The sequence below is a fragment of the Collimonas sp. NPDC087041 genome (genome assembly GCF_044745265.1).
Lineage (GTDB): Bacteria > Pseudomonadota > Gammaproteobacteria > Burkholderiales > Burkholderiaceae_D > Collimonas.
The window spans coordinates 139,023-159,731 of the sequence record NZ_JBIUZX010000004.1; the positions used below are offsets into that span (position 1 = coordinate 139,023).

At 58.0% G+C, this 20,709-nt stretch carries 20 protein-coding genes; 11 read left to right on the forward strand and 9 right to left on the reverse strand.

All coding sequences use genetic code 11. The features are described 5' to 3' along the window. Position 1: 1 nt before the first annotated feature. The 4 genes from gmhB (at position 2) to gloA (ending at position 2,974) form a co-directional block, all read left to right on the forward strand. Positions 2 to 559, forward strand: a complete 558-nt coding sequence (gmhB, locus tag ACIPF8_RS08950; protein ID WP_400419791.1) for a D-glycero-beta-D-manno-heptose 1,7-bisphosphate 7-phosphatase — start codon at positions 2 to 4, stop codon at positions 557 to 559. 153 nt (positions 560 to 712) lie between these two features. Then, positions 713 to 1,450, forward strand: coding sequence for a lysophospholipid acyltransferase family protein (locus ACIPF8_RS08955; protein WP_400419793.1), 738 nt, complete (start codon positions 713 to 715; stop codon positions 1,448 to 1,450). A gap of 24 nt (positions 1,451 to 1,474) precedes the next feature. Continuing rightward, complete coding sequence (locus ACIPF8_RS08960; RefSeq protein WP_400419796.1) at positions 1,475 to 2,425, forward strand: M48 family metallopeptidase; 951 nt, start codon at positions 1,475 to 1,477, stop codon at positions 2,423 to 2,425. A gap of 138 nt (positions 2,426 to 2,563) precedes the next feature. Next, the gene (gene gloA, locus ACIPF8_RS08965; protein WP_400419799.1) at positions 2,564 to 2,974 is read left to right on the forward strand and encodes a lactoylglutathione lyase; all 411 of its coding nucleotides are present in this window, start codon (positions 2,564 to 2,566) and stop codon (positions 2,972 to 2,974) included. A gap of 15 nt (positions 2,975 to 2,989) precedes the next feature. On the opposite strand, the gene rsmA is transcribed toward gloA, so the two are convergent. The 4 genes from rsmA to ACIPF8_RS08985 form a co-directional block, all read right to left on the reverse strand. Further along, positions 2,990 to 3,772 (reverse strand): 16S rRNA (adenine(1518)-N(6)/adenine(1519)-N(6))-dimethyltransferase RsmA, encoded by a 783-nt coding sequence (gene rsmA / locus ACIPF8_RS08970; RefSeq protein WP_400419802.1) that lies wholly within the window; start codon positions 3,770 to 3,772, stop codon positions 2,990 to 2,992. A 603-nt stretch (positions 3,773 to 4,375) separates the two neighbouring features. Further along, positions 4,376 to 5,449 carry a 4-hydroxythreonine-4-phosphate dehydrogenase PdxA gene (gene pdxA / locus ACIPF8_RS08975; protein ID WP_400419805.1) on the reverse strand — a complete coding sequence of 358 codons (1,074 nt, stop codon included), beginning with the start codon at positions 5,447 to 5,449 and terminating at the stop codon, positions 4,376 to 4,378. A 37-nt stretch (positions 5,450 to 5,486) separates the two neighbouring features. After that, positions 5,487 to 6,905, reverse strand: coding sequence for a peptidylprolyl isomerase (locus ACIPF8_RS08980; protein ID WP_400419808.1), 1,419 nt, complete (start codon positions 6,903 to 6,905; stop codon positions 5,487 to 5,489). Positions 6,906 to 6,940: 35 nt separating this feature from the next. After that, entirely contained in the window at positions 6,941 to 9,337 is a 2,397-nt protein-coding gene (locus ACIPF8_RS08985) for an LPS-assembly protein LptD (RefSeq protein ID WP_400419811.1), read from the reverse strand. Positions 9,338 to 9,492: 155 nt separating this feature from the next. Here ACIPF8_RS08985 and ACIPF8_RS08990 point away from each other — a divergent pair, with 155 nt between their 5' ends. The 5 genes from ACIPF8_RS08990 to ACIPF8_RS09010 are packed head-to-tail and all read left to right on the forward strand — an operon-like array spanning position 9,493 to position 14,534. Continuing rightward, complete coding sequence (locus tag ACIPF8_RS08990; RefSeq protein WP_400419813.1) at positions 9,493 to 10,545, forward strand: aminoglycoside phosphotransferase family protein; 1,053 nt, start codon at positions 9,493 to 9,495, stop codon at positions 10,543 to 10,545. Between the two features lie 15 nt (positions 10,546 to 10,560). Then, entirely contained in the window at positions 10,561 to 11,268 is a 708-nt protein-coding gene (gene murU, locus ACIPF8_RS08995) for an N-acetylmuramate alpha-1-phosphate uridylyltransferase MurU (protein ID WP_400419816.1), read from the forward strand. Positions 11,269 to 11,303: 35 nt separating this feature from the next. Continuing rightward, positions 11,304 to 12,656: a Xaa-Pro aminopeptidase gene (gene pepP / locus ACIPF8_RS09000; RefSeq protein ID WP_400419818.1), complete on the forward strand. Its 1,353-nt coding sequence runs from the start codon at positions 11,304 to 11,306 to the stop codon at positions 12,654 to 12,656. A 55-nt stretch (positions 12,657 to 12,711) separates the two neighbouring features. Beyond that, positions 12,712 to 13,344 carry an HAD family hydrolase gene (locus tag ACIPF8_RS09005; RefSeq protein WP_400419821.1) on the forward strand — a complete coding sequence of 211 codons (633 nt, stop codon included), beginning with the start codon at positions 12,712 to 12,714 and terminating at the stop codon, positions 13,342 to 13,344. An 8-nt stretch (positions 13,345 to 13,352) separates the two neighbouring features. Beyond that, the gene (locus ACIPF8_RS09010) at positions 13,353 to 14,534 is read left to right on the forward strand and encodes a UbiH/UbiF/VisC/COQ6 family ubiquinone biosynthesis hydroxylase (RefSeq protein ID WP_400419824.1); all 1,182 of its coding nucleotides are present in this window, start codon (positions 13,353 to 13,355) and stop codon (positions 14,532 to 14,534) included. Between the two features lie 53 nt (positions 14,535 to 14,587). Here ACIPF8_RS09010 and ACIPF8_RS09015 read toward each other — a convergent pair whose 3' ends face one another. The 5 genes from ACIPF8_RS09015 to ACIPF8_RS09035 all read right to left on the reverse strand — a co-directional run bounded on the left by ACIPF8_RS09015 (position 14,588) and on the right by ACIPF8_RS09035 (position 18,864). Further along, on the reverse strand, positions 14,588 to 15,127 hold the full coding sequence (locus ACIPF8_RS09015) for an REP-associated tyrosine transposase (RefSeq protein WP_400419827.1): 540 nt from the start codon (positions 15,125 to 15,127) through the stop codon (positions 14,588 to 14,590). Between the two features lie 253 nt (positions 15,128 to 15,380). Next, on the reverse strand, positions 15,381 to 16,817 hold the full coding sequence (locus ACIPF8_RS09020; protein WP_400419829.1) for an NAD(P)(+) transhydrogenase (Re/Si-specific) subunit beta: 1,437 nt from the start codon (positions 16,815 to 16,817) through the stop codon (positions 15,381 to 15,383). After that, complete coding sequence (locus tag ACIPF8_RS09025; protein WP_061537387.1) at positions 16,814 to 17,140, reverse strand: NAD(P) transhydrogenase subunit alpha; 327 nt, start codon at positions 17,138 to 17,140, stop codon at positions 16,814 to 16,816. The genes ACIPF8_RS09020 and ACIPF8_RS09025 overlap by 4 nt, the downstream gene beginning before the upstream one ends. A 137-nt stretch (positions 17,141 to 17,277) precedes the next feature. Continuing rightward, positions 17,278 to 17,640: an aspartate 1-decarboxylase gene (gene panD / locus ACIPF8_RS09030; protein ID WP_061534353.1), complete on the reverse strand. Its 363-nt coding sequence runs from the start codon at positions 17,638 to 17,640 to the stop codon at positions 17,278 to 17,280. Between the two features lie 108 nt (positions 17,641 to 17,748). After that, positions 17,749 to 18,864, reverse strand: coding sequence for a Re/Si-specific NAD(P)(+) transhydrogenase subunit alpha (locus ACIPF8_RS09035; RefSeq protein WP_061537388.1), 1,116 nt, complete (start codon positions 18,862 to 18,864; stop codon positions 17,749 to 17,751). A 215-nt stretch (positions 18,865 to 19,079) separates the two neighbouring features. Here ACIPF8_RS09035 and ACIPF8_RS09040 point away from each other — a divergent pair, with 215 nt between their 5' ends. Continuing rightward, complete coding sequence (locus ACIPF8_RS09040) at positions 19,080 to 19,568, forward strand: NUDIX hydrolase (protein ID WP_400419832.1); 489 nt, start codon at positions 19,080 to 19,082, stop codon at positions 19,566 to 19,568. After that, complete coding sequence (gene mnmA / locus ACIPF8_RS09045) at positions 19,558 to 20,679, forward strand: tRNA 2-thiouridine(34) synthase MnmA (protein WP_400419835.1); 1,122 nt, start codon at positions 19,558 to 19,560, stop codon at positions 20,677 to 20,679. Before ACIPF8_RS09040 ends, mnmA begins: the two co-directional genes overlap by 11 nt. Positions 20,680 to 20,709 lie beyond the last annotated feature (30 nt).

Below are 20,709 nucleotides of genomic sequence, written 5' to 3' on the forward strand. Positions count from 1 at the left end.
TATGAAACTGATCATCCTCGACCGCGACGGCGTCATCAACCATGACTCCGACGCCTTCATCAAATCTCCCGATGAATGGGTGCCAATCAAGGGTTCGCTGGAAGCCATCGCGCGCCTCAACCAGGCCGGTTACCGGGTGGTGGTGGCAACCAACCAGTCGGGCATTGCGCGTGGCTTGTTCGACATGCCGACGCTGACGGCGATCCATCAAAAGATGCATGATGCCGCCCAACATGTCGGCGCCGAAATCGACGCCATCTTCTTTTGTCCGCATGCCGCCGACGACAATTGCGATTGCCGCAAACCGAAGGCCGGCATGTTCCACGATATCGGCAAACGTTTCGACATCAGCCTGCGTGGCGGCGTAGCGACGGTCGGCGATTCCTTGCGCGATCTGCAGGCCGGCTTTATCGCTGGCTGCGCGCCGTATCTGGTGCTCACCGGGAAAGGCGAAAAGACCCGCGAAAAAGGCGGCTTGCCACCCGGTACGCTGGTCTATCCGGACCTGGCTGCAGTGGTAGATTTTTTGTTGAAGAAACCGGTCGAGTTATCGGTTTGATCGCGCTGGTTTGATCGCCTTGAGCAGATCATGAATCACTCCCGCGGCGTCATTCCCGCGCACGCGGGAATCCATTTTTCATCAGTAACCTGGATCTGCCGCCAACGCGGCGACGATCAGGTTTTGAAATACTTAGAATTATCTGGAGCCTGAATGTCACGCTTTTTCCTGTTTCTGCGTTCGTTGCTGTTTTTCCTGTTGATGACAATCCTGACCGTGGTCTGGTCTTTTGCCTGCGTCCTGTTTGCGCCATTTCCATATGCGCGCCGCTACTACCTGACCTCGCGCTGGAACGTCACCGTAATCTGGATGGCCAAGGTCATCTGCGGCATTCGCTACCAGGTCAAGGGCATGGAAAACTTCCCCGACGCACCGGCGATTGTGCTGAGCAAACACCAGTCGGCTTGGGAAACCATTTTCCTGCTGCCGATGACGCCGCGCCCGCTGGTGTTCGTGTTCAAGAAATCGCTCACCTACATTCCATTTTTCGGCTGGGGCATCGCCCTGCTGCGCATGATCCCGATCGATCGCAACAAGGGTCGCGACGCCTTTGCGCAGGTGGTGGTGCAAGGCCGCAAGCGACTGGCCGATGGCCAATGGATCATCATGTTCCCGGAAGGTACGCGTATCCCGGTCGGCCAGACCGGCAAATACAAGAACGGCGGTACGCGCCTGGCAGTCGAGACCAATACGCCGGTGGTGCCGATCGCGCATAATGCCGGTGAGTGCTGGCCCAAGAATTCCTTCATCAAGCAACCAGGGCTCATCACGGTCTCGATCGGCAAGCCGATTTATCCGGAAAACCTGGATAGCAGCGAATTGATGGCCAAAGTCGAAAATTGGATAGAATCAGAGATGCGGGTTATTTCACCGCATGTTTATAAAAAGTAATAATTACCTGAATCCCGGTCGCCATTGAAACTATTGCATCAAAAGCCTTCGAAACCTCGCCTGGGACCAGATGGTCGGTCCCACGGCAAAACGCAGCAGCAACTGGCGTTGCAACTGGATCTATTTGCCGATGACGCAACGGCAATCACGCCGCAAGTTGATTTACCGTCAACACCGCCTGCCCTGCGCCCGGCACCAACTCTGCAACACCAGCAACCCCAACAACCGGAAGTATCGGCAGCGCCGGCGCCAGGCAAGCGCCGCCTGCGCATTGGCGAGCATGTACTCGATTACACCCTGCTGCGCTCCAAACGACGCTCCATCGGCTTCGTGATCAGTGATGACGGCTTGCGCGTCACGGCGCCCAAGTGGGTCACGCTGAGCGATGTCGAACTCGCCATCCGCGAAAAGAAACGTTGGATCTTTACCAAGCTGAGCGAATACCGGGAGCGTTCGACGCGCCGCATGCAACCGCAAATGCAATGGCGCGACGGCGAAACCTTACCGTACATGGGACGCAGCATCACCCTGCGCATCCACGCCACGCAGAGAGCCGGGATTCACTTTGACGAAGCCGCAGATCAGCTCATCGTGTGCCTGCCTGCCGACGCCGGCGAACAGCAACTGAAAGACCGGGTATTGGGCTGGCTGCAGCTCGAAGCCAAACGCGTCTTCGGCGAACGCCTGCCGCTGTATGCAGAAAAGCTTGGCGTAACCTACCAGTCGTTCGCGCTATCGTCAGCCACTACCCAGTGGGGCTCCTGTACTTCGGAAGGCAAGATCCGACTGAACTGGCGGCTGATGCATTTTGCTTTGCCGTTGATCGATTACGTCATCGCACACGAACTGTCGCACCTGCGCGAAATGAACCACAGCCCGCGCTTCTGGGCCACGGTGCAATCGATCTTCCCGGAATTTGAAACTGCCCGCAAAACCTTGCGCGACAGTGCACAGGAAACGCTACCTGTTTTCTGATAAATGCCGTACGCTTTGGTTTCCTGCTGGCGCAAAACCAATATTTACAACACGCTGTAAGATATCGACTTCAATTCGCTGCGTCGCTTCAGTGCTGTATCACCAACACATCACCCTTCCCAACTTCAGAGAAAAATTATGCGTATCCTCCATACCATGCTGCGCGTCGGCAACCTGCAACGTTCGATCGATTTCTACACCAAAGTGCTGGGCATGAAACTGCTGCGCACCAACGACAATCCAGAATACAAATACACCCTGGCATTCGTCGGCTACGGCAGTAATCCAGATCACGCGGAACTTGAATTGACCTATAACTACGGTGTCGAGAGTTACGAGCAAGGTACCGCGTTCGGGCACCTGGCAGTCGCAGTGGAGGATGCCTATAAAGCCTGCGCCGACGTCAAAGCGCAGGGCGGCAACGTGACGCGCGAAGCCGGCCCGGTCAAGGGCGGCAGCACAGTCATCGCGTTCGTGCAGGATCCGGACGGCTACAAGGTAGAGCTGATTGAGCGCAAAGCCGGCAACGGGGCCAGCGAGCAGTTATAAGCCCATCTCAGCGGCTTATGCGCTGGCGGACAAAGCGTTCGCCAGTGCGACGAAGCTTTCCATCGGCACTGCCTCAGGACGCGCCTGTGGATCGACACCGGCATCGATCAGTTGGCTTTCGCTGAACATGCCGGCCAGGCAATTGCGGATTACCTTGCGGCGTTGGGTGAACGCTTTCAGCACCACCGCTTCCAGTTTTTGCTGATCGCAAACCAGCGGCTGGGCAATCGGTATCATCCGCACAATCGCCGACTCAACCCGCGGTGGCGGATCGAATGCGGTGGGCGGCACGATGAACAGCAATTCCATGTTGTAGCGCCATTGCAGCATCACCGATAACCGGCCGAAAGCTTTGCTGCCGGGTTCTGCCACCATCCGTTCCACAACTTCCTTTTGCAACATGAAGTGCTGGTCTTGTACTTGCGGTGCGATCTCGGTCAGGTGAAACAGCAGCGGGCTGGAGATGTTGTATGGCAGGTTGCCGACCACGCGCAATTTCTTGTCGCCGGTCAGCGGGATGCTGCTGAAATCGAACTTGAGCGCGTCGGCGGAGTGGACGTGCAGGCGTGCCGGGTCGAAGTTTTTTTGCAGGCGTGCGACCAGGTCGCGGTCTAGCTCGACGACGTGCAATTGTTTGAGGGATTCCAGCAACAGGCGTGTCATGGCGGCCAGGCCGGGGCCGATTTCGACCATGTTGTCATCGGCCTGCGGATCGATCGCGCTGATGATGTTGTAGAGGACGGTGTCGTCCGTCAGGAAGTTTTGGCCGAAGCGTTTGCGGGCGATGTGTTTCGTCATGTTTTTCTTTAAAAGCTATTGTCCGAAATCTTGGGTGATAACGTTTTCGGAATCATTGTTTGTTGCATGTCTGGCTGGCAAAGGCGATCGTTGCCTGGCGCCGCTCATTGCACGCACGAATCGGGCATCGCCCACAACGCAGTTAAATGGGGTCAGAGTTTTTTTTCGGCGGTTCTTTGCCGAAAATTACTCTGACCCCATTTAACGGGCCACGGAGTAAGTGCGGCGGCGTATTTACAATGAACGGTTGTCGCTACTCAATAAGGTTGCTGCTCCGTTGATACTTGCCGGGAGCGGCCCGGCAGCCGCTCACTTTTTGCTCCGCCAAAAAGTAAGCAAAAAGGCGGTCGCACAGCCGTTGCCCGCCTTCGGCGGGTTCCCAAATACGGCGCGTGGCAGTCGGATGGGACACAAACTCGCTTCGCTCAAACATGTGTCCCATAATTCCCGACTGCCACGCGCCGTATTTGGCAACGTCAGCATGCGAGAAGTCAAAAGCAACAGCACGTCAAAAACAACCGCAACCCCAACTTCAACTGCAACACCAACTTCAAAATCAACTTCAACAGCCTTGTTGCATTTTACCGCTGACGAATATTCAAATTAAGCCTTGCCCTGCCTGCCCGCTTGCACCATCTGCGCTGCGGCGTCCAGTGCGGCTAGCATGCTGCCGTGGTCGGCGTGTCCCAGGCCGGCGGCGGCGAGGTCTAGCGCGGTGCCGTGGTCGACTGAGGTGCGGATGAATGGCAGGCCTAGCGTGATGTTGATGCCGTGGCCGAAGCTGGCGTATTTCAGTACCGGCAAACCCTGGTCGTGATACATGGCCAGCACGCAGTCGGCTTCGGCCAGGTATTTTTGCTGGAACAGGGTGTCGGCTGGGTACGGGCCGCTGACGGCAATGCCTCTTGCCTTGGCAGCGTCCAGTACCGGCGTGATGATGTCGATTTCTTCGCGGCCCAGGTAACCACCCTCGCCTGCATGCGGGTTCAAGCCAGTTACCAGGATGCGCGGCTGTTTCAAGCCAAATTTTTTCTGCAGATCTGCATGCAGGATATCGATGGTGCGACTCAGGCTATCAAAATTGATGGCTGCGGCTACATCCTTCAATGCCAGATGCGTAGTCGCCAGTGCAACGCGTAGCGGCGGCGTGGTCCTGTCCGTTGCCAGCATCATCACGACCTGTCGCGTGGCGCTGCGTTCCGCCAGGTATTCGGTATGGCCGGTGAACGGCACGCCGGCGTCGTTGATCGTGCTTTTCTGCAGCGGTGCAGTAACGATGCCGTCGAAGATTCCTTGCAGGGCGCCGTCGATGGCGAGATCGAGCGTGCGTAATACGGGCCGGCCATTACGTGCATCCAGTTTTCCGGGCTGCACATGTGCTTCCAGCTGACAATCAATCACCGCCACCTGGTCCGGGCCGAAGTTGGGCAAGCCATTGTTGCGCAGCGCTTGCTGCGACAATGCCACCAGGCGGATTTTCGGATCTATTTCGGCGGCGATCATGGCCAGGAAGGCCGCATCGCCAATCAGTACGCTATTGATTTCGGCGCGGCGCTCCCAGGCGGCCCGGATCGATACTTCCGGACCGATCCCGGCCGGCTCGCCGCATGTGACCGCCAGTATCGGCCGACGCCGCACAACGGCGGCATTGGCATTACTTGCAAACTGCTCAGACATTGTTCGTCCTCGATACTGACTTAGTCACGACCCGCTATCAATGGTCGTCGTTGCGATATTCCACGTATGTGCTATCGCGCAACTGACGCAGCCAGTCGTTGGTGGCTTCTTCGGTTTTACGTTCGCGGATCGCCATGCGTGCAGCAAGGCGTTGGCGTTCTTTCGACACATCGTTGGTCTTGCGCTCCAGCACTTGAATCAGGTGATAGCCGAATGGCGATTCGATAGGCTCGCTGATCTGGCCTGGTTTCAATGCATCCATCGCGCGCTCGAACTCAGGTACGGTATCGCCGGCATAAACCCAACCGAGATCGCCGCCTTTTGATGCCGACAGATCATTCGAATATTGTTTGGCCAGGTCTTCAAATTTCGCAGCGTTGTTGTCGATGCGCTCTTTCAAGTCGAGCAGGCGGCGGCGTGCTTCAGCCGCTGTCACGGTTGGCGTCACCTTGATCAGGATATGGCGCACGTGCGTCTGCTGAATCGCGGCGGCGGCCGTATCGGTCGGCGTTGCAGCAGCTGCACGCTTGTTGACCAGCTTGATGATATGAAAACCGTTGGCACTCTTGATAATTGGCGATACCTGGCCAGGATTCAGATTGGCCACTGCTTCCACAAACAGCGATGGCAAGCGATCTTGCGCGCGCCAGCCCATGTCGCCACCGGTCAGCGCGTCGCTGGAATCGGAATAGGCGGCAGCAATCGCAGCGAAATTTCCGCCCGATTTAATTTGCTGCATGGCTTCTTCAGCACGTTTGGCGCGCTGGGCGATTTGCGCGGCGCTTGCATTTTCCGGTACCTGGATCAGGATTTGCGCCAGGTCGAGTTCCTGGGCGGCTTGCTTGTTGGTGGCATCTGCCGCCAGGTAGTTGTCAACTTCAGAGTCCGAAATCTGGATCTTGTTGTCGACTTCGCGTTCACGCAGGCGCTGCAACAATATTTCCTGACGAATTTCTTCGCGGAAAGCCGGGTAAGGAATCTTGTCGTGTTCCAGCTGACGCTGGAAATCCGGCATCGACATCTTGTTCTGTTCGGCAATCCGGCTGATCGCGCGATCCAGCATGACGTCGTCTACAACGATGCCATTCTCTTTCGCCAATTGCACTTCGGCGCGTTCCAGAATCATGCGTTCCAGCAATTGCTTCTGCAACTCAGCCATCGGCGGCACTTCAATGTTCTGCGCTTTCATCCGCAGCACCACGTCATTGACGCGCGACGCCAGCTCTTGCTGGGTAATCACGTCGGTATTCACCACCGCGACGATCGCATCCACAGTCTGCGGAGTCACTGCTGCCTTGGCAGCCTGCTGAACCGGCGCGGCGGCGCTGGTCGGCGCAGGCGCTGCTACAGGCGGTGTCGGCTGAGGCGCCGCACCTTGCGCCCAGGCGCCGGTAGCGGTAGCAGACAACAACGAAAAAACGATTGCCGCGAGTTGGGTTTGATTGGTTTTACGCATAATTGGAAAAACGTTCATAAGTGAAAATGACTGGTTCAACGGCTAATGAAAGAGTCGGGTTGGTTGACATTCTGATAACCTGGGACACTACTACGCAGGGCTTGCATCGGATTGGAGCCGATACTCGACAAACCATTCAACTCAAGTTGCAGAAATATACCCGTAGTCGTGCGAGTTGACGATGTTGGCGTACGTTGGCCCACTACACGGAAAACCCAGCAATCGGCCTTGTATTCGAGTCCAAGCAGGGCTTGCCCGACTGTTTTTTCCTGCAAGGAATAGCTGACGCGGCCAACCCCGTACCAGCGACGAGCCAGCGGCCACTGACCCGATATATCAAACTGCTTCAGATATCGATTCAAAGGATCAAGCGGATCCGTGTTCGTATGATCCAGCTGATAAGAAAAATTGATGACTTTTTTCGGGCCCGGCTGCCACTTGACGGTAGAACTAGCGCGTACCCATTGGTTGTTGCTTTGGCTGTACTGGATGGTATTGTCCAGGTCGAGCGATTGCGAAACCTGGCCGCCCGCCGACAACAGCAAGTCGGAACGGCTGGTGGTGATCGTATCGGTAGGGCCGAGCGCCACACGTGGCTGGGTAAAGTAAATACGCTGGCCGATACCGAGGCGTAAGCGCTCCTGGCCGGATTCCTCGATAAACCGTGAAATCAGCGCAACCGTCAGTTGGTTGGCGTCGCTGATCCGGTCATGGCCGGTGTAGCGGTTTTCAGTAAAAATCTGGGCAAAATTGAAATCCGCGGCGCCACTATCGAATAACGGATACTCGCTCTGGTTATGGTACGGCGTACGCACATAGAACAGGCGCGGCTCCAAGGTCTGGGTTACCGGATTGCCCCAGAACTTCGCATCGCGCTCAAATGTCAGGCCGGTATCCAGCGAGAATGTCGGCAATACCCGGCTGAATTCATTACCCAATACCGTATCGCCCGCGACAGTCGGCGCATTTGGCACGCCCAGTTTATTTGGCGTGATGTTGTAGGCGGTCGCATCCAGCTGGATCTTTGGCGTGATGAAATATCCAGGGCGGATGATCGGATAGGACAATTGCGGATTGATATAGATCCGCTCGCCGCCCAGCGGCATCAAAGTGCTGCTGGCTTGCGAGACGCCGGTAGCTGTCGGGAAATCGTACTGGCTGTTCCAGAAACGCGCATATTGCGCATTCACGGTCCAGTCAAAACCATAGATATCCGGCTTACCGGCAGTCAGTGTGACTTGCGGCATCCGGTCATACGGCCGGCTGATGGTCGGCTGCCCGCTGTCATTGAAATCCTGCAGCACCTGATAGCGCGAGGCCAAAGCCGCCACGCTCCAGAAAGAGCCGCTGTAATTCAGGTCGAACTCGCGATTCAGCAATCGTGCCGCGCTTTGCGTGATGGAATGCGAAAAGTCGTCGGGATAATTATTATCCGAGGCAAAATTGACGTTCCAGCCCATCGTCAGACCTGGCATCAGCGTCTGCGAATGAATCGACTGCACCGCATAGCGGTTGGTCTTGGTCAGCATGTCATCCGGCAGGAACTCGACCTTGGTTTGACCGCTGTAACCAGTACCCATGTAGCGCGCATCGGCGCCCATCTGCAGGCCACGCTGCGTGATGATGTTCGGGTATAGCGTCAAATCGCGATTCGGCGCGATATTGAAATAATAAGGGAGGTTGAACTCCATGCCGCCATTGTTGGTGCTACCCAGGATCGGTGGCAACACGCCGGACTGACGATCATTCGACAACGGGAACGACATGCTCGGCGCGCCCAGGATCGGCACGCTCTTGAAATACAGGACGCCGTTGTGGGCCACCCCTTCACCGATGCCGCTATCGATATCCAGCGTGCTCGACTTGATGTACCAGTCCGGCTTGGTGCTCGGGCAAGTTGTGTAAGTGCCCTTGATGACTGTGGCCTTGTCTTCATCGATGAAATCGATGCGGTCGGCGCTGCCGTGACCATCATTGGCCAGGAAATGGTAAGTCGGATTGGTCAGGAAACCCTGCCCCGAGTCCATGTTCAGACGCAAATCATCGCCGGTGTACTTGTCGCCATAGCGGTTCATGCGCACACAGCCGTGCGCCTCGACTTCATTCTCGACAATCCGGTAAGTTGCCTTGTTGGACTGGACTTCCGTCTGGCCCCGGGTCAAGTCGACATCGTTGTCAAGGTTGATCAGCCGGTCCGGACGGCCGGTCATTTGCTCGGCTTCAACATTGGTCGGCGCATCGCTGTCATTGACGCGCGGCGGCTTGATGTTGGTTTTCGTGGCGGGGACTGGCGTGGTTGACGTCGTCGGCAATGTCGCATCGGTCGCCTGCGCCCAGGCCCACATGGGCATTGACGCCGTCGCCACGATGGACGCCACCAGGACGGTCAGGCGCCGTAATGCCGGCAATTGAGGCGTGGCAGGGCCTGACACAGCCCGACCTGAACGTGACTGGAATTGCTTGGGGAGCGCTGAGGAGGACCGGGTCATGAAATGAATTTGGCAAACACCATAGCAGGCGATTTTTTGAAATTAATCCCTTATTATATGGGAACTCACCACCAACAGCCGTTTTACTGGATTGCTTAATGTCTTTATCACCGTCTGCCCCTGTTTTACCTGATCTGCGCCAGACTCAAATTGTCGAATGGCTAACTACGCTCAGCGACACTCCCACCTTGACCGCAACCTTGCGGCCAGCCTCCGCCGATGCCAGTTTCCGCCGTTATTTCAGGATTGATACGCCGGCCGGCGGCACCTTGATCGTGATGGACGCCCCACCGCCGCAGGAAGATGTGCGGCCTTTCATCGAAATCGGCGCTCTGTTTGGCGGCATCGGCCTGTCCGTGCCGGCTGTGTTGGCACAAGACGTCGAACGCGGTTTCCTGCTGTTGAGCGACCTCGGCAACACCACCTACCTGCAGCAACTCACCAGTGAAGGCAGCAGCGTCGAGAGCGCGCACAAGCTGTACATGGATGCCATCGATGCGCTGGTGCTACTGCAAAGCAAGAGCCAGCCGGATGTACTGCCGGAATATGACCGCGCCTTCCTGTTGCGAGAATTGCAAATATTCCCGGAATGGTATCTGGGCAAGCACCTCAAGGCGACCCTGAGCGACCAGCAAAGCGCCGATCTCAACAAGGTATTCGACGCCATCCTCGCCAACAACCTGGCGCAGCCGCAAGTGTTCATCCACCGCGATTACCATTCGCGCAACCTGATGCTGCTCCCCGAGGGCAATCCCGGCGTGCTCGATTTCCAGGGCGCCCTGTACGGTCCGATCAGCTACGATATCGTCTCGCTGCTGCGCGACGTCTACATCCAATGGGACGAAGCGCAGGTGCTGGACTGGATGATCCGCTATTGGGAGCGCGCCAAGCGCGCCGGCCTGCCGGTCGCCCCGGATATCGACAGCTTCTACCGCGATTTCGAATACATGGGATTGCAGCGCCACCTGAAGATACTCGGCCTGTTCGCGCGCCTGTATCACCGCGACGGCAAGGAAGCCTATCTCAACGATATCCCTGTGGTCATGGATTACGTCCGCAAGACAGCATTGCGCTATCGTGAACTGATACCGCTGGTGCGCATGCTGGACAAGCTGGAAGATAAGACGGTGCAAGTCGGCTATACCTTCTAACCGGAACAGGGTCCCATGAAAGCAATGATATTTGCCGCCGGTCGCGGCGAGCGCATGCGTCCGCTGACCGACACCATCCCCAAGCCTTTGCTCAAGGTCCGCGGTCGGCCGCTGATCGTCTGGCACATCGTCAACCTGGTGCGTGCCGGCATTACCGAGATCGTCATCAACCACGCCCATCTTGGGCACATGATTGAAGAGGCGCTCGGTGACGGTAGTAAATACGGCGCCACCATCCGCTATTCGCCTGAAAGCGTGGCACTGGAAACGGCAGGCGGCATCGCCAACGCCCGCCACCTGCTCGGAGAAGAACCGTTCGTGGCGATAGCCGGCGATGTCTATTGCCCGCATTTCGATTTCGAGCAAGTCAAGAATACGCTGGAAGACAACGACTTGTGGGGCCAGCCCTACCCGCTCGACAAGCGCGACGTGGCCTGGCTGTACCTGGTGAAAAACCCGGCGCACCACCCAGAGGGTGATTTTGGCCTGCACAGCTTTTCAGTCAGCAACGAGCGTGAACCCGGCCATACTTATACCTACTCGGGCATCGGCGTCTATCGTCCCTCGATGTTCGACGCGATCACTCCTGGCCAGCCGGAAAAACTGGTCACGCTGATGCGTGAATACGCAGCGCGCGGCCAGCTTGGCGGCGAAGTGTATCGCGGCGCCTGGACTGACGTCGGCACCATCGAACGCCTGGATCAACTCAACGCGCCGCTGTAAAAACGGCGCACGACAACCTGTCACAACAATTAGGAATGAGCGCCAGCATGACTCCTTACAGCACACGCCGCAGCAAACTGATCGCGCAAATGCAAGCCATGGGAGGCGGCGTCGCCGTCATCTCGACCGCACCGGAAGCAGCCCGCAATGCCGATTCCGATTTCCCATACCGCCACGACAGCAGCTTCTACTACCTGACCGGCTTTACCGAGCCGGACGCGGTGCTGGTGCTGGTTGCCGGCAAGGAGTCGAAATCGATCCTGTTCTGCCGCGAGAAAAACCTGGAGCGTGAAATCTGGGACGGCTATCGTTTCGGACCTGAGGCGGCGCGTGCGGAGCTCGGCTTTGATGCCGCGTTCGCCATCGATGCAATCGACAGCGAAATGCCGAAGCTGTTGGCCGACATGCCGGCGATTTTTTATACGCTGGGCAAGCAAGCCAACCGCGACGCCCAATTGCAAGGCTGGCTCAACAAGCTCGGTGGACAAGCCCGCATCGGCGTCAGCGCACCGGCCGCGATCCACAGCCTGGAGCCGCTGCTGGCCGAGATGCGCCTGTTCAAGGATGCCAGCGAACACGCGATCATGCAGCGTTCGGGACAGATTGCCGCCGGCGCACATCGCCGTGCCATGCGTATCGCGCGGCCCGGTTTGCGCGAATACCATCTGGAAGCGGAAATCCTGCACGAGTTTCGCAGCAATGGCGCTGAATCACCGGCCTATACCTCGATTGTCGCCACCGGCTCGAATGCCTGCGTGCTGCACTATCGCGCCGGCAATGCCGAACTGAAGGACGGTGACCTGGTGTTGATCGACGCCGGCTGCGAATTCGAAAGCTACGCCTCCGACATCACCCGCACCTTCCCTGCCAACGGCGTTTTCTCCGGACCGCAAAAGACCCTGTACGAAATCGTACTGGCGGCGCAACATGCGGCGATTGCCGCCACCCGTCCCGGCCAGCGCTTCATCGATGGCCACAACGCCGCGCTGCGCATACTGGCACAAGGCATGCTCGATACCGGCCTGCTCAACAAGAACAAGGTCGGCACGCTGGATGACGTGATTGCCAATGGCGATTACCGCCAGTTCTACATGCACAGCACCGGTCATTGGATCGGACTCGATGTGCATGACGTCGGCGCCTATCGCGAGCCCGGCGAGAGCGCAGCCGAAGGCGAACCGAAACCGTGGCGCAAGCTGCAGCCCGGCATGGTCACCACGGTCGAGCCGGGCATCTATGTGCGCCCGGGCGAAGGCGTGCCGGAGCAATTCTGGCATATCGGCATCCGCATCGAAGACGACATCTTGGTCACCGCGGATGGCAATATCAACCTGACCAGCGACGTGCCGACAGCGGTCGCCGAGATTGAAGCACTGATGCGCAAATGACCGGCAACCCGTTGCTGGAAAGCCAGGTCCGGTGCGCGCTGGTATCATGACGACCATGAAAACCGCAACTCCCACCATCGTCGTATTCGATCTCGGCGGCGTGCTCATCGACTGGAACCCGGATTACCTGTTCCGCAAGCTGATCGCCGACGAAACCGAACGCAAATGGTTCCTCGCCAACGTCTGCAACAGCGCGTGGAATCTCCAGCAGGATGGCGGCCGGCCATTCAGCGAAGCGATCGCCACCCTCAGTGCCGAACACCCCGAACATGCGCATCTGATTGCGGCATTCCATGCGCGCTGGACCGAAATGATCAACGGCACGCTGGCCGAAGGCATCGCGATTTTCGAGGCACTGGAAACCGCCGGCGTGCCGCTCTTTGCATTGACCAACTGGTCGGCAGAAACCTTTCCTTACGCGTGGGACAACTACCCGTTCCTGCATCGCTTCAAGGATGTGCTGGTGTCTGGGCGCGAACAACTGATCAAGCCGGATGCGCGCATTTATGAACGCATGCTGGAACGCATCCGCCTGCACTATCCTGACGCCGAACCGGGGCAACTCGTGTTTATCGACGATGTCAGAAAAAATGCCGATGCCGCGCGCGAACTCGGATGGCACGCCATCCACCACACGGCTCCTACCGACACCGCGGCGCGGTTGCGCAGCTGGGGCTTGCTGACATGAGCGACTTGATGAATAACACAGGCAGCATCGGCAATCCACATCATCAGACGGATGCCGACATCGCCATCTGCGGCGCCGGCCCGGTTGGGCTGAGCCTGGCCGCATTACTGATAAAGCGCGGCGTTGCCGCAGAACGCATCGCACTGATCGACGCCAAGACCGTAGAACTGGCAAGGCAAGATCCACGCTCGCTGGCCCTCTCGTACGGCAGCCGCCAGATTCTGCAAGAGATACAAGCCTGGCCGATCGCCGCCACCGCGATCCACGAAATCCATGTGTCGCGCCGTGGCCACTTCGGCCGTACCCTGATTGAACGCAATGAATTCCAGCTGCCGGCGCTCGGCTACGTGACCCGCTACGGCACCTTGGTAACCGCCTTGGCGGCTTTGCCCGCACTAGCCAATGTGCAATTGCTGCGGCCGGTGCAAGTCAGCTCCAGCAGCGAGCATGACGACCATGTGGCGCTGCAATTGTCGGATGGCCGCACCCTGCGCAGCAAACTGCTGGTGCAAGCCGAAGGCGGCCTGTTCGGCGCCCAGGATGGCAAATCATTGCAGCGCGACTATCAGCAGATCGGCATCGTCGCCCATGTCCAGGCCAGCGCGCCAGTGGCGCACCGCGCGTTTGAACGTTTCACCGACGAAGGTCCGCTGGCGCTGCTGCCACAAGACGACGGCCACGGTAACAACTACGCGTTGGTATGGTGCGTGCGGCCTGAAACTGCCAGCCGGTTGCTGGCGCTCGACGATGCCGCGTTCCTGGCAGCATTGGCGCAAGCCTTCGGCGGCCGACTTGGACGCTTCATCAAGACATCGAAACGCAACAGCTTTCCGCTCGGCCTGAATGCCCGCCCTGCCGCATCGCCGCGGACCGTAGCGATAGGCAATGCTGCGCAAACCCTGCACCCGGTGGCCGGACAAGGTTTGAACCTGGGCCTGCGCGATGCCGTCATCCTGGCGCGCTTGCTGGCAACCGACATCTCGCCCGACGCGCTGCTTCAGTTCGTCGCCGGCAGAAAAGCCGACCGCAGCATCACCATCCATTTGACCGACGTCATGGCGCGCATTTTCGCCAGTGCGCCGGACGGCGCCATCTCACAAACCCTGCTCGGCCTGTCGCTGGGCCTGGTTGACGTCGTCAAGCCGGCGCGCCGCTTGCTGGCACGGCAAATGATGTTCGGTCAGCGCTAAATTGGACGTCAAAAAATGTTGCGTGGGCACCCCGTGCCCACGCGTAACTGCCATCACTCGTACCGAACATCCACCTCGACATCCCCTGCCCAGTCGGCGGCCATCCAACCTTGTTTGACGTAACGATGGAAGGTCGAATACGGCCAATCGATCACGCGTTGAACATAACCGTGTTTAACCGGGTTCATGTGAATATAGTCGAGATGGCGGGCAAAATCCTTGTCGTCCCGGATTTGATGCTCCCAAAATCGCCTCTGCCAGAGAGTTGATTCTCGATGCGAGTGCTTGCTTCGATTTAGCCATTCAGGCCGCCGATATGCATCGCGACAGGTAGTCGATACTGCATGTTTTATCATCCTCCAGCGCGTCGAAAAATCAGAATCGCCCTCAGGCAATGTCCAAACGCAATGCAGATGATCCGGTAACAATACCCATGCATCGATCGTGAACGGACGTTTTTTTCGTACCGCGTTAACACTGTCCCGCAAAGCAACGCGTATGAGTTCGTCACACAGAATCGCTTGTCTACGGTAACTCACCACCGTGAAGTAAAATGTACTGCCTGCTGCTTTTGAACGGCGGTAGCGGGACATGGGCCTAGATGATTTTAGTGGTCCGCGTGGGCAGAAAAACCTGCCCACCCTACGTTGTGAGGAAACCACGTAGGGTGGGCACGTGTGCCCACGCGAAAGTTGAAGGTCGCTCAACTGTACGTCAAACCAATCCATAGCCGTTACTTGACGTTTCTTTTTAAGAGATTCTTTAGCATTAACACATCCAGAAAAACTCTCAAAAAAAGCCGCGCCGGTTTTACCCGGCGCGGCTTTTTTGCAAACGCAATCGATGTTATTCGACTGCCTTCACCATATCTTCAATCACTTTCTTGGCATCGCCAAACACCATCATGGTCTTGTCCATGTAGAACAACTCGTTGTCGAGACCGGCATAACCGGCGGCCATCGAGCGTTTGTTGACGATCACGGTCTTGGCTTTATAGACTTCCAGGATAGGCATGCCGGCGATCGACGATTTCGGATCCTTCGCTGCCGGGTTGACGACGTCGTTGGCGCCTAGCACCAGCACCACGTCGGCCTGGCCGAATTCACCGTTGATGTCTTCCATTTCGAACACCTGATCGTACGGCACTTCGGCTTCCGCCAGCAGCACGTTCATGTGGCCCGGCATGCGGCCTGCCACCGGATGGATCGCGTACTTGACGATCACGCCCTTGTGGGTCAGTTTCTCGGTCAACTCCTTCAGTGCATGCTGCGCGCGCGCCACAGCCAGACCGTAGCCTGGAACAATGATCACGGTTTCGGCATTACCCATCAGGAAGGCAGCATCGTCGGCAGAGCCCGATTTCACAGGGCGCTGAGCTTGTGCGCCGCCGCTGGAGGCCGCCGCGGCATCGCCGCCGAAGCCACCCAGGATCACGTTGAAGAACGAGCGGTTCATCGCCTTGCACATGATATAAGAGAGAATCGCACCGCTCGAACCGACCAGCGAACCGGCGATGATCAGCATCGAATTATTCAGCGAAAAACCGATGCCGGCAGCAGCCCAACCGGAGTAGCTGTTCAGCATCGACACCACCACCGGCATATCGGCGCCGCCGATCGGGATGATGATCAGCACGCCCAGGATGAAGGCGATCAATGCCATCAGGATGAACGGCAGCCAGGATTGGGTCAGCACGAAAATGATGCCGAGGCCGATCATCGCCACTGCCAGCAGCAGGTTGATGAAATGCTGGCCGCGGAAACTCACCGGCGCGCCTTGGAACAGGCGGAATTTGTATTTGCCCGACAGCTTGCCGAATGCGATCACCGAACCGGAGAAGGTGATGGCGCCGACGAAGGTGCCGATGAACAGTTCGATGCGGTTACCGGTCGGCAGCGCTTCGCCGTGTGCAGCAATGCCGAAAGCCCAAGGCTCCGACACCGCAGCAACGGCAATACACACCGCCGCCAGGCCGATCAGCGAGTGCATCGCCGCCACCAGTTCCGGCATCTTGGTCATTTCGACGCGCTTGGCCAGGAAGGCGCCGATGCCGCCGCCCACTACCACGCCGCCGGCCACCAGCCAGAAGCCCAGGCCGCTGCCCTGCGATTCCGCTTTCAGCTTGACGATCAACGCAATCGTCGTGACCACCGCGATCGCCATGCCGGTCATGCCGAACGCATTGCCGCGCCGCGCCGAGGACGGATGCGACAGCCCCTTGAGCGCCTGGATGAAACAGACCGAGGCGATCAGGTACAGCAGGGTTACCAGGTTCATGCTCATTGCTGGGCTCCCTGGTTTGCCGCCGCTTTCACCTTCGGCTCTTTTTTCTTGAACATTTCCAGCATGCGCTGGGTGACCAGGAAGCCGCCGAATACATTGACCGCTGCCAGCGCCACAGCCAAGGTGCCGGCAATCTGGCCGACCAGACCTTCAGTCAGGCCGGCAGCCAGCATTGCGCCGATGATGATGATCGCAGAGATGGCGTTGGTGACCGCCATCAGGGGCGTATGCAACGCCGGTGTAACGGTCCAGACCACGTGGTAGCCGACGTAGATTGCCAGTACGAAGATGATCAGGTTAGTGATGGTGTGCGTGACTTCCATAGTTTCCCCTTAAAGCGAGCTTGAATGACTTCCGCTACATAATTACCGCAACACCCATCCCGCGAAAGCGGAAATCCATCTTAGTTGCAACGCTATGCGGCAATTTGGATCCCCGCGTGCGCGGGGATGACGAATTTTTAGATCTTTTTCAAACCGGTAATCTTGTTGTTGTCGTCGACAAACACCACTTTCGGCACATAGCTGCGCGCTTCTTCGTCGGAAAGTGGAGCGTAAGTACAGATGATCAGCAAGTCGCCCAGGTGAGCGCAGCGCGCGGCGGCGCCGTTCAGCGAGATTTCGCCGCTGCCGCGCTTGCCGCGGATAGCGTAGGTCGAAAAGCGTTGGCCGTTGTTGACGTTGTACAGTTCGATCTTTTCAAATTCGCGGATATCGGCTGCTTCCAGCAGATCCTCATCGATTCCACACGAGCCCTCGTAGTGCAGGTCGGCTTGGGTAACGGTTGCGCGATGAATTTTGGCGCGCAGCATGATGCGTTGCATATCTTCTTTCTCCGGTCTACGAAATCTCCGGCCGCAGCCGGATGCTTCTTTTACAGCTATTAATTAAATCGGTATTCAGCTACTTGCTGAGTCGGCTTTTCGGGCCACTTATTTGCGCAGGACTTCGCCGCCGCTGCACAACAGCGTCGCGGCGACGATGTCGTCTTCGCGGTTGATCACCAGGCCGCCTTCGGCGTTGATGATCAGCTTGAGGAAATCAAGCAGGTTGCGCGCATACAACGCCGAAGCATCGGCGGCGACCAGCGCTGCCAGATTGCCTTCGCCGATGATATGGACGCCGTGCTTGATGACGGTCTTGCCGCTTTCCGACAGCGGACAGTTGCCGCCCTGATCGACCGCCATGTCGAGGATCACCGAACCCGGCTTCATGGCCTTGACGGTTTCCTCGCTGATCAGCACCGGCGCCTTGCGGCCCGGAATCAGTGCGGTCGTGATGATGATATCGGCCTGCTTGGCGCGTTCATGCACCAGTTCGGCCTGGCGCCGCATCCAGTCGGCCGGCATCGGCCGCGCATAACCGCCGACGCCTTGGGCGATTTCCTTTTCTTCATCGGTGATGAATGGCACATCCAGGAATTTCGCGCCGAGCGATTCGATCTGTTCCTTGACCGCAGGCCGTACATCGGATGCTTCGATCACTGCGCCAAGGCGCTTGGCAGTCGCAATCGCCTGCAAACCGGCGACGCCTGCACCCATGATCAACATGCGCGCGGCCTTGACGGTGCCGGCGGCGGTCATCAGCATCGGCATGAAGCGCTGATAGGTATTGGCCGCCATCAGCACCGCCTTGTAGCCGGCGATGTTGGCTTGCGACGACAACACGTCCATCGATTGCGCCCGTGAAGTACGCGGCGCCGCCTCCAGCGAAAACGCGGTCAGGCCATGACTTGCCATAACAGCAATATTGTCGGCATCAAAAGGGTTCAGCATGCCCACCACCACCGTGCCGCTTTTCAGCAGGGGCAGTTCCTCGGCACTCGGAGCACGCACTTTCAGCACGGTTTCCACGCCGAATGCCGCCGCCGCATCAACCACTTGGGCGCCAGCCGCAGCATAGGCTTCATCGGTAATGCTCGATGAAATGCCTGCGCCAGACTGCACCAGCACCTGGTGCTTGGCCGCCACCAGCTTCTTTACTGTCTCCGGAGTCGCAGCAACCCGGGTTTCGCCAGGCCGCGTCTCGGCGGGGATGCCGATTTTCATGTACTTCTCCCATTGGTTTAAGAATTCTTACCGGAATCTTACACGGAAAAATTGCGCGCAAACAACCTGAGTCTTGATGTAGGTTATTTAATGCGAAATTAATTCCTCAGCCTGATCCTTATTAGAATGCCATGCCACTCCAGCCTCCCCTGTGAAACTGTGCAGCATCGGGAATTGGCCAAGCACGTTAAAATGTCGGATTATCCGAGGAATTTATGACTGACGTTTGGAAACCTTCTGTCACGGTTGCAGCGATCATAGAACACGAGGGCCGCTTCTTGCTCATAGAGGAAGCGACCAGTGACGGCATACGCATCAATCAGCCGGCCGGCCATCTCGACCCCAACGAGTCGCTGGTGCAGGCGGTCGTGCGCGAAACGCTGGAAGAGGCAGCCTACGACTTTACCCCGACCGCACTGGTCGGCATGTACATGGCACGCTATGTATCGGCGCGCACCGGAGAAGCGGTCACTTACTTGCGTTTTGCCTTCTGCGGCGATCTCGGCCAGCAGCACGACCAGCCGCTGGATCACGGCATCCTGCGCAGGCTGTGGATGTCGCGCGACGAATTGGCCGCATGCCAGGAGCGCCACCGCAGTCCGCAAGTGCTGTTATGTATTGACGATTACCTGCGCGGCCAGCGCGCACCGCTGGCGATGCTCAATACGCATCCCAGCGCTTATGGAGTAGAAAATGTCTCATAAAAAACGTGTTGTGATCGGCATGTCCGGCGGCGTCGATTCGTCGGTGTCGGCATGGCTGCTGAAACAACAAGGCTACGAAGTGATCGGCCTGTTCATGAAGAACTGGGAAGATGACGACGATTCCGAATACTGCTCGACCCGCCAGGACTGGATCGATGCGGTCAGCGTGGCCGACGTGATCGGCGTCGATATCGAAGCCGTGAATTTCGCGGCCGAATACAAGGACCGCGTGTTCGCCGAATTCCTGCGCGAGTACCAGGCTGGACGTACCCCCAATCCGGATGTGCTGTGCAATGCCGAAATCAAGTTCAAGGCCTTCCTCGACCACGCGATGAAGCTGGGCGCGGACCTGATCGCCACCGGCCATTACGCCCGCGTACGGCAAGCCGATTCCGGCCGTTTCGAGTTATTGAAGGCGGTCGACGCTACCAAGGACCAAAGCTATTTCCTGCATCGCCTGAACCAGGCGCAATTGTCGCGCACGCTGTTTCCGCTTGGCGAAATCCCGAAAACCGAGGTGCGCAAGATCGCCGAACAGATCCAGCTGCCGAACGCCAAGAAGAAGGATTCGACCGGCATCTGCTTCATCGGCGAACGACCGTTCCGCGAATTCCTGAACCGCTACCTGTCGTACAAGCCGGGCCCGATGAAAACGCCAGACGGCGACACCGTCGGCGAGCATGTCGGCCTCAGTTTCTACACGCTGGGCCAGCGCAAGGGTATCGGCCTGGGTGGCATGAAGAGCCACAAGAACGCCGGCGGTGACAGCGATCCCTGGTATGTCGCCCGCAAGGATGTGGAAAACAACACCTTGTATATCGTGCAAGGGCATGACCACCCCTGGCTGCTGTCGTCAACGCTGCAAGCTGGCCAACTCAGCTGGGTAGCGGGTGAAGCGCCGGCCATCGACAGCCTGTCGGCCAAGACGCGCTATCGGCAGGCAGACATGGCTTGCCGCTTTGACAGCCTGGAAGTCGCGGGCGTGGAAAACTTCACCCTGCGCTTCGACGAACCACAATGGGCTGTTACCCCAGGCCAATCCGCCGTGCTCTACGATGGTGATGTCTGCCTTGGTGGCGGCATCATCGAGTCGTCCGGCAATATTGTCTAAAACGCCCCGGCTGGCTGAGCTGCACTCAGC

Excerpts from the sequence above, each read along its gene's own strand:
- gmhB (WP_400419791.1), top strand. The coding sequence starts at position 2 with ATGAAACTGATCATCCTCGACCGCGACGGCGTCATCAACCATGACTCC.
- ACIPF8_RS08955 (WP_400419793.1), top strand. The coding sequence starts at position 713 with ATGTCACGCTTTTTCCTGTTTCTGCGTTCGTTGCTGTTTTTCCTGTTG.
- gloA (WP_400419799.1), top strand. The coding sequence starts at position 2,564 with ATGCGTATCCTCCATACCATGCTGCGCGTCGGCAACCTGCAACGTTCG.
- rsmA (WP_400419802.1), bottom strand. The coding sequence starts at position 3,772 with ATGACGAAACACATCGCCCGCAAACGCTTCGGCCAAAACTTCCTGACG.
- pdxA (WP_400419805.1), bottom strand. The coding sequence starts at position 5,449 with ATGTCTGAGCAGTTTGCAAGTAATGCCAATGCCGCCGTTGTGCGGCGT.
- ACIPF8_RS08980 (WP_400419808.1), bottom strand. The coding sequence starts at position 6,905 with ATGCGTAAAACCAATCAAACCCAACTCGCGGCAATCGTTTTTTCGTTG.
- ACIPF8_RS08990 (WP_400419813.1), top strand. The coding sequence starts at position 9,493 with ATGTCTTTATCACCGTCTGCCCCTGTTTTACCTGATCTGCGCCAGACT.
- murU (WP_400419816.1), top strand. The coding sequence starts at position 10,561 with ATGAAAGCAATGATATTTGCCGCCGGTCGCGGCGAGCGCATGCGTCCG.
- pepP (WP_400419818.1), top strand. The coding sequence starts at position 11,304 with ATGAGCGCCAGCATGACTCCTTACAGCACACGCCGCAGCAAACTGATC.
- ACIPF8_RS09005 (WP_400419821.1), top strand. The coding sequence starts at position 12,712 with ATGAAAACCGCAACTCCCACCATCGTCGTATTCGATCTCGGCGGCGTG.
- ACIPF8_RS09010 (WP_400419824.1), top strand. The coding sequence starts at position 13,353 with ATGAATAACACAGGCAGCATCGGCAATCCACATCATCAGACGGATGCC.
- ACIPF8_RS09015 (WP_400419827.1), bottom strand. The coding sequence starts at position 15,127 with ATGTCCCGCTACCGCCGTTCAAAAGCAGCAGGCAGTACATTTTACTTC.
- ACIPF8_RS09020 (WP_400419829.1), bottom strand. The coding sequence starts at position 16,817 with ATGAGCATGAACCTGGTAACCCTGCTGTACCTGATCGCCTCGGTCTGT.
- ACIPF8_RS09025 (WP_061537387.1), bottom strand. The coding sequence starts at position 17,140 with ATGGAAGTCACGCACACCATCACTAACCTGATCATCTTCGTACTGGCA.
- panD (WP_061534353.1), bottom strand. The coding sequence starts at position 17,640 with ATGCAACGCATCATGCTGCGCGCCAAAATTCATCGCGCAACCGTTACC.
- ACIPF8_RS09035 (WP_061537388.1), bottom strand. The coding sequence starts at position 18,864 with ATGAAAATCGGCATCCCCGCCGAGACGCGGCCTGGCGAAACCCGGGTT.
- ACIPF8_RS09040 (WP_400419832.1), top strand. The coding sequence starts at position 19,080 with ATGACTGACGTTTGGAAACCTTCTGTCACGGTTGCAGCGATCATAGAA.
- mnmA (WP_400419835.1), top strand. The coding sequence starts at position 19,558 with ATGTCTCATAAAAAACGTGTTGTGATCGGCATGTCCGGCGGCGTCGAT.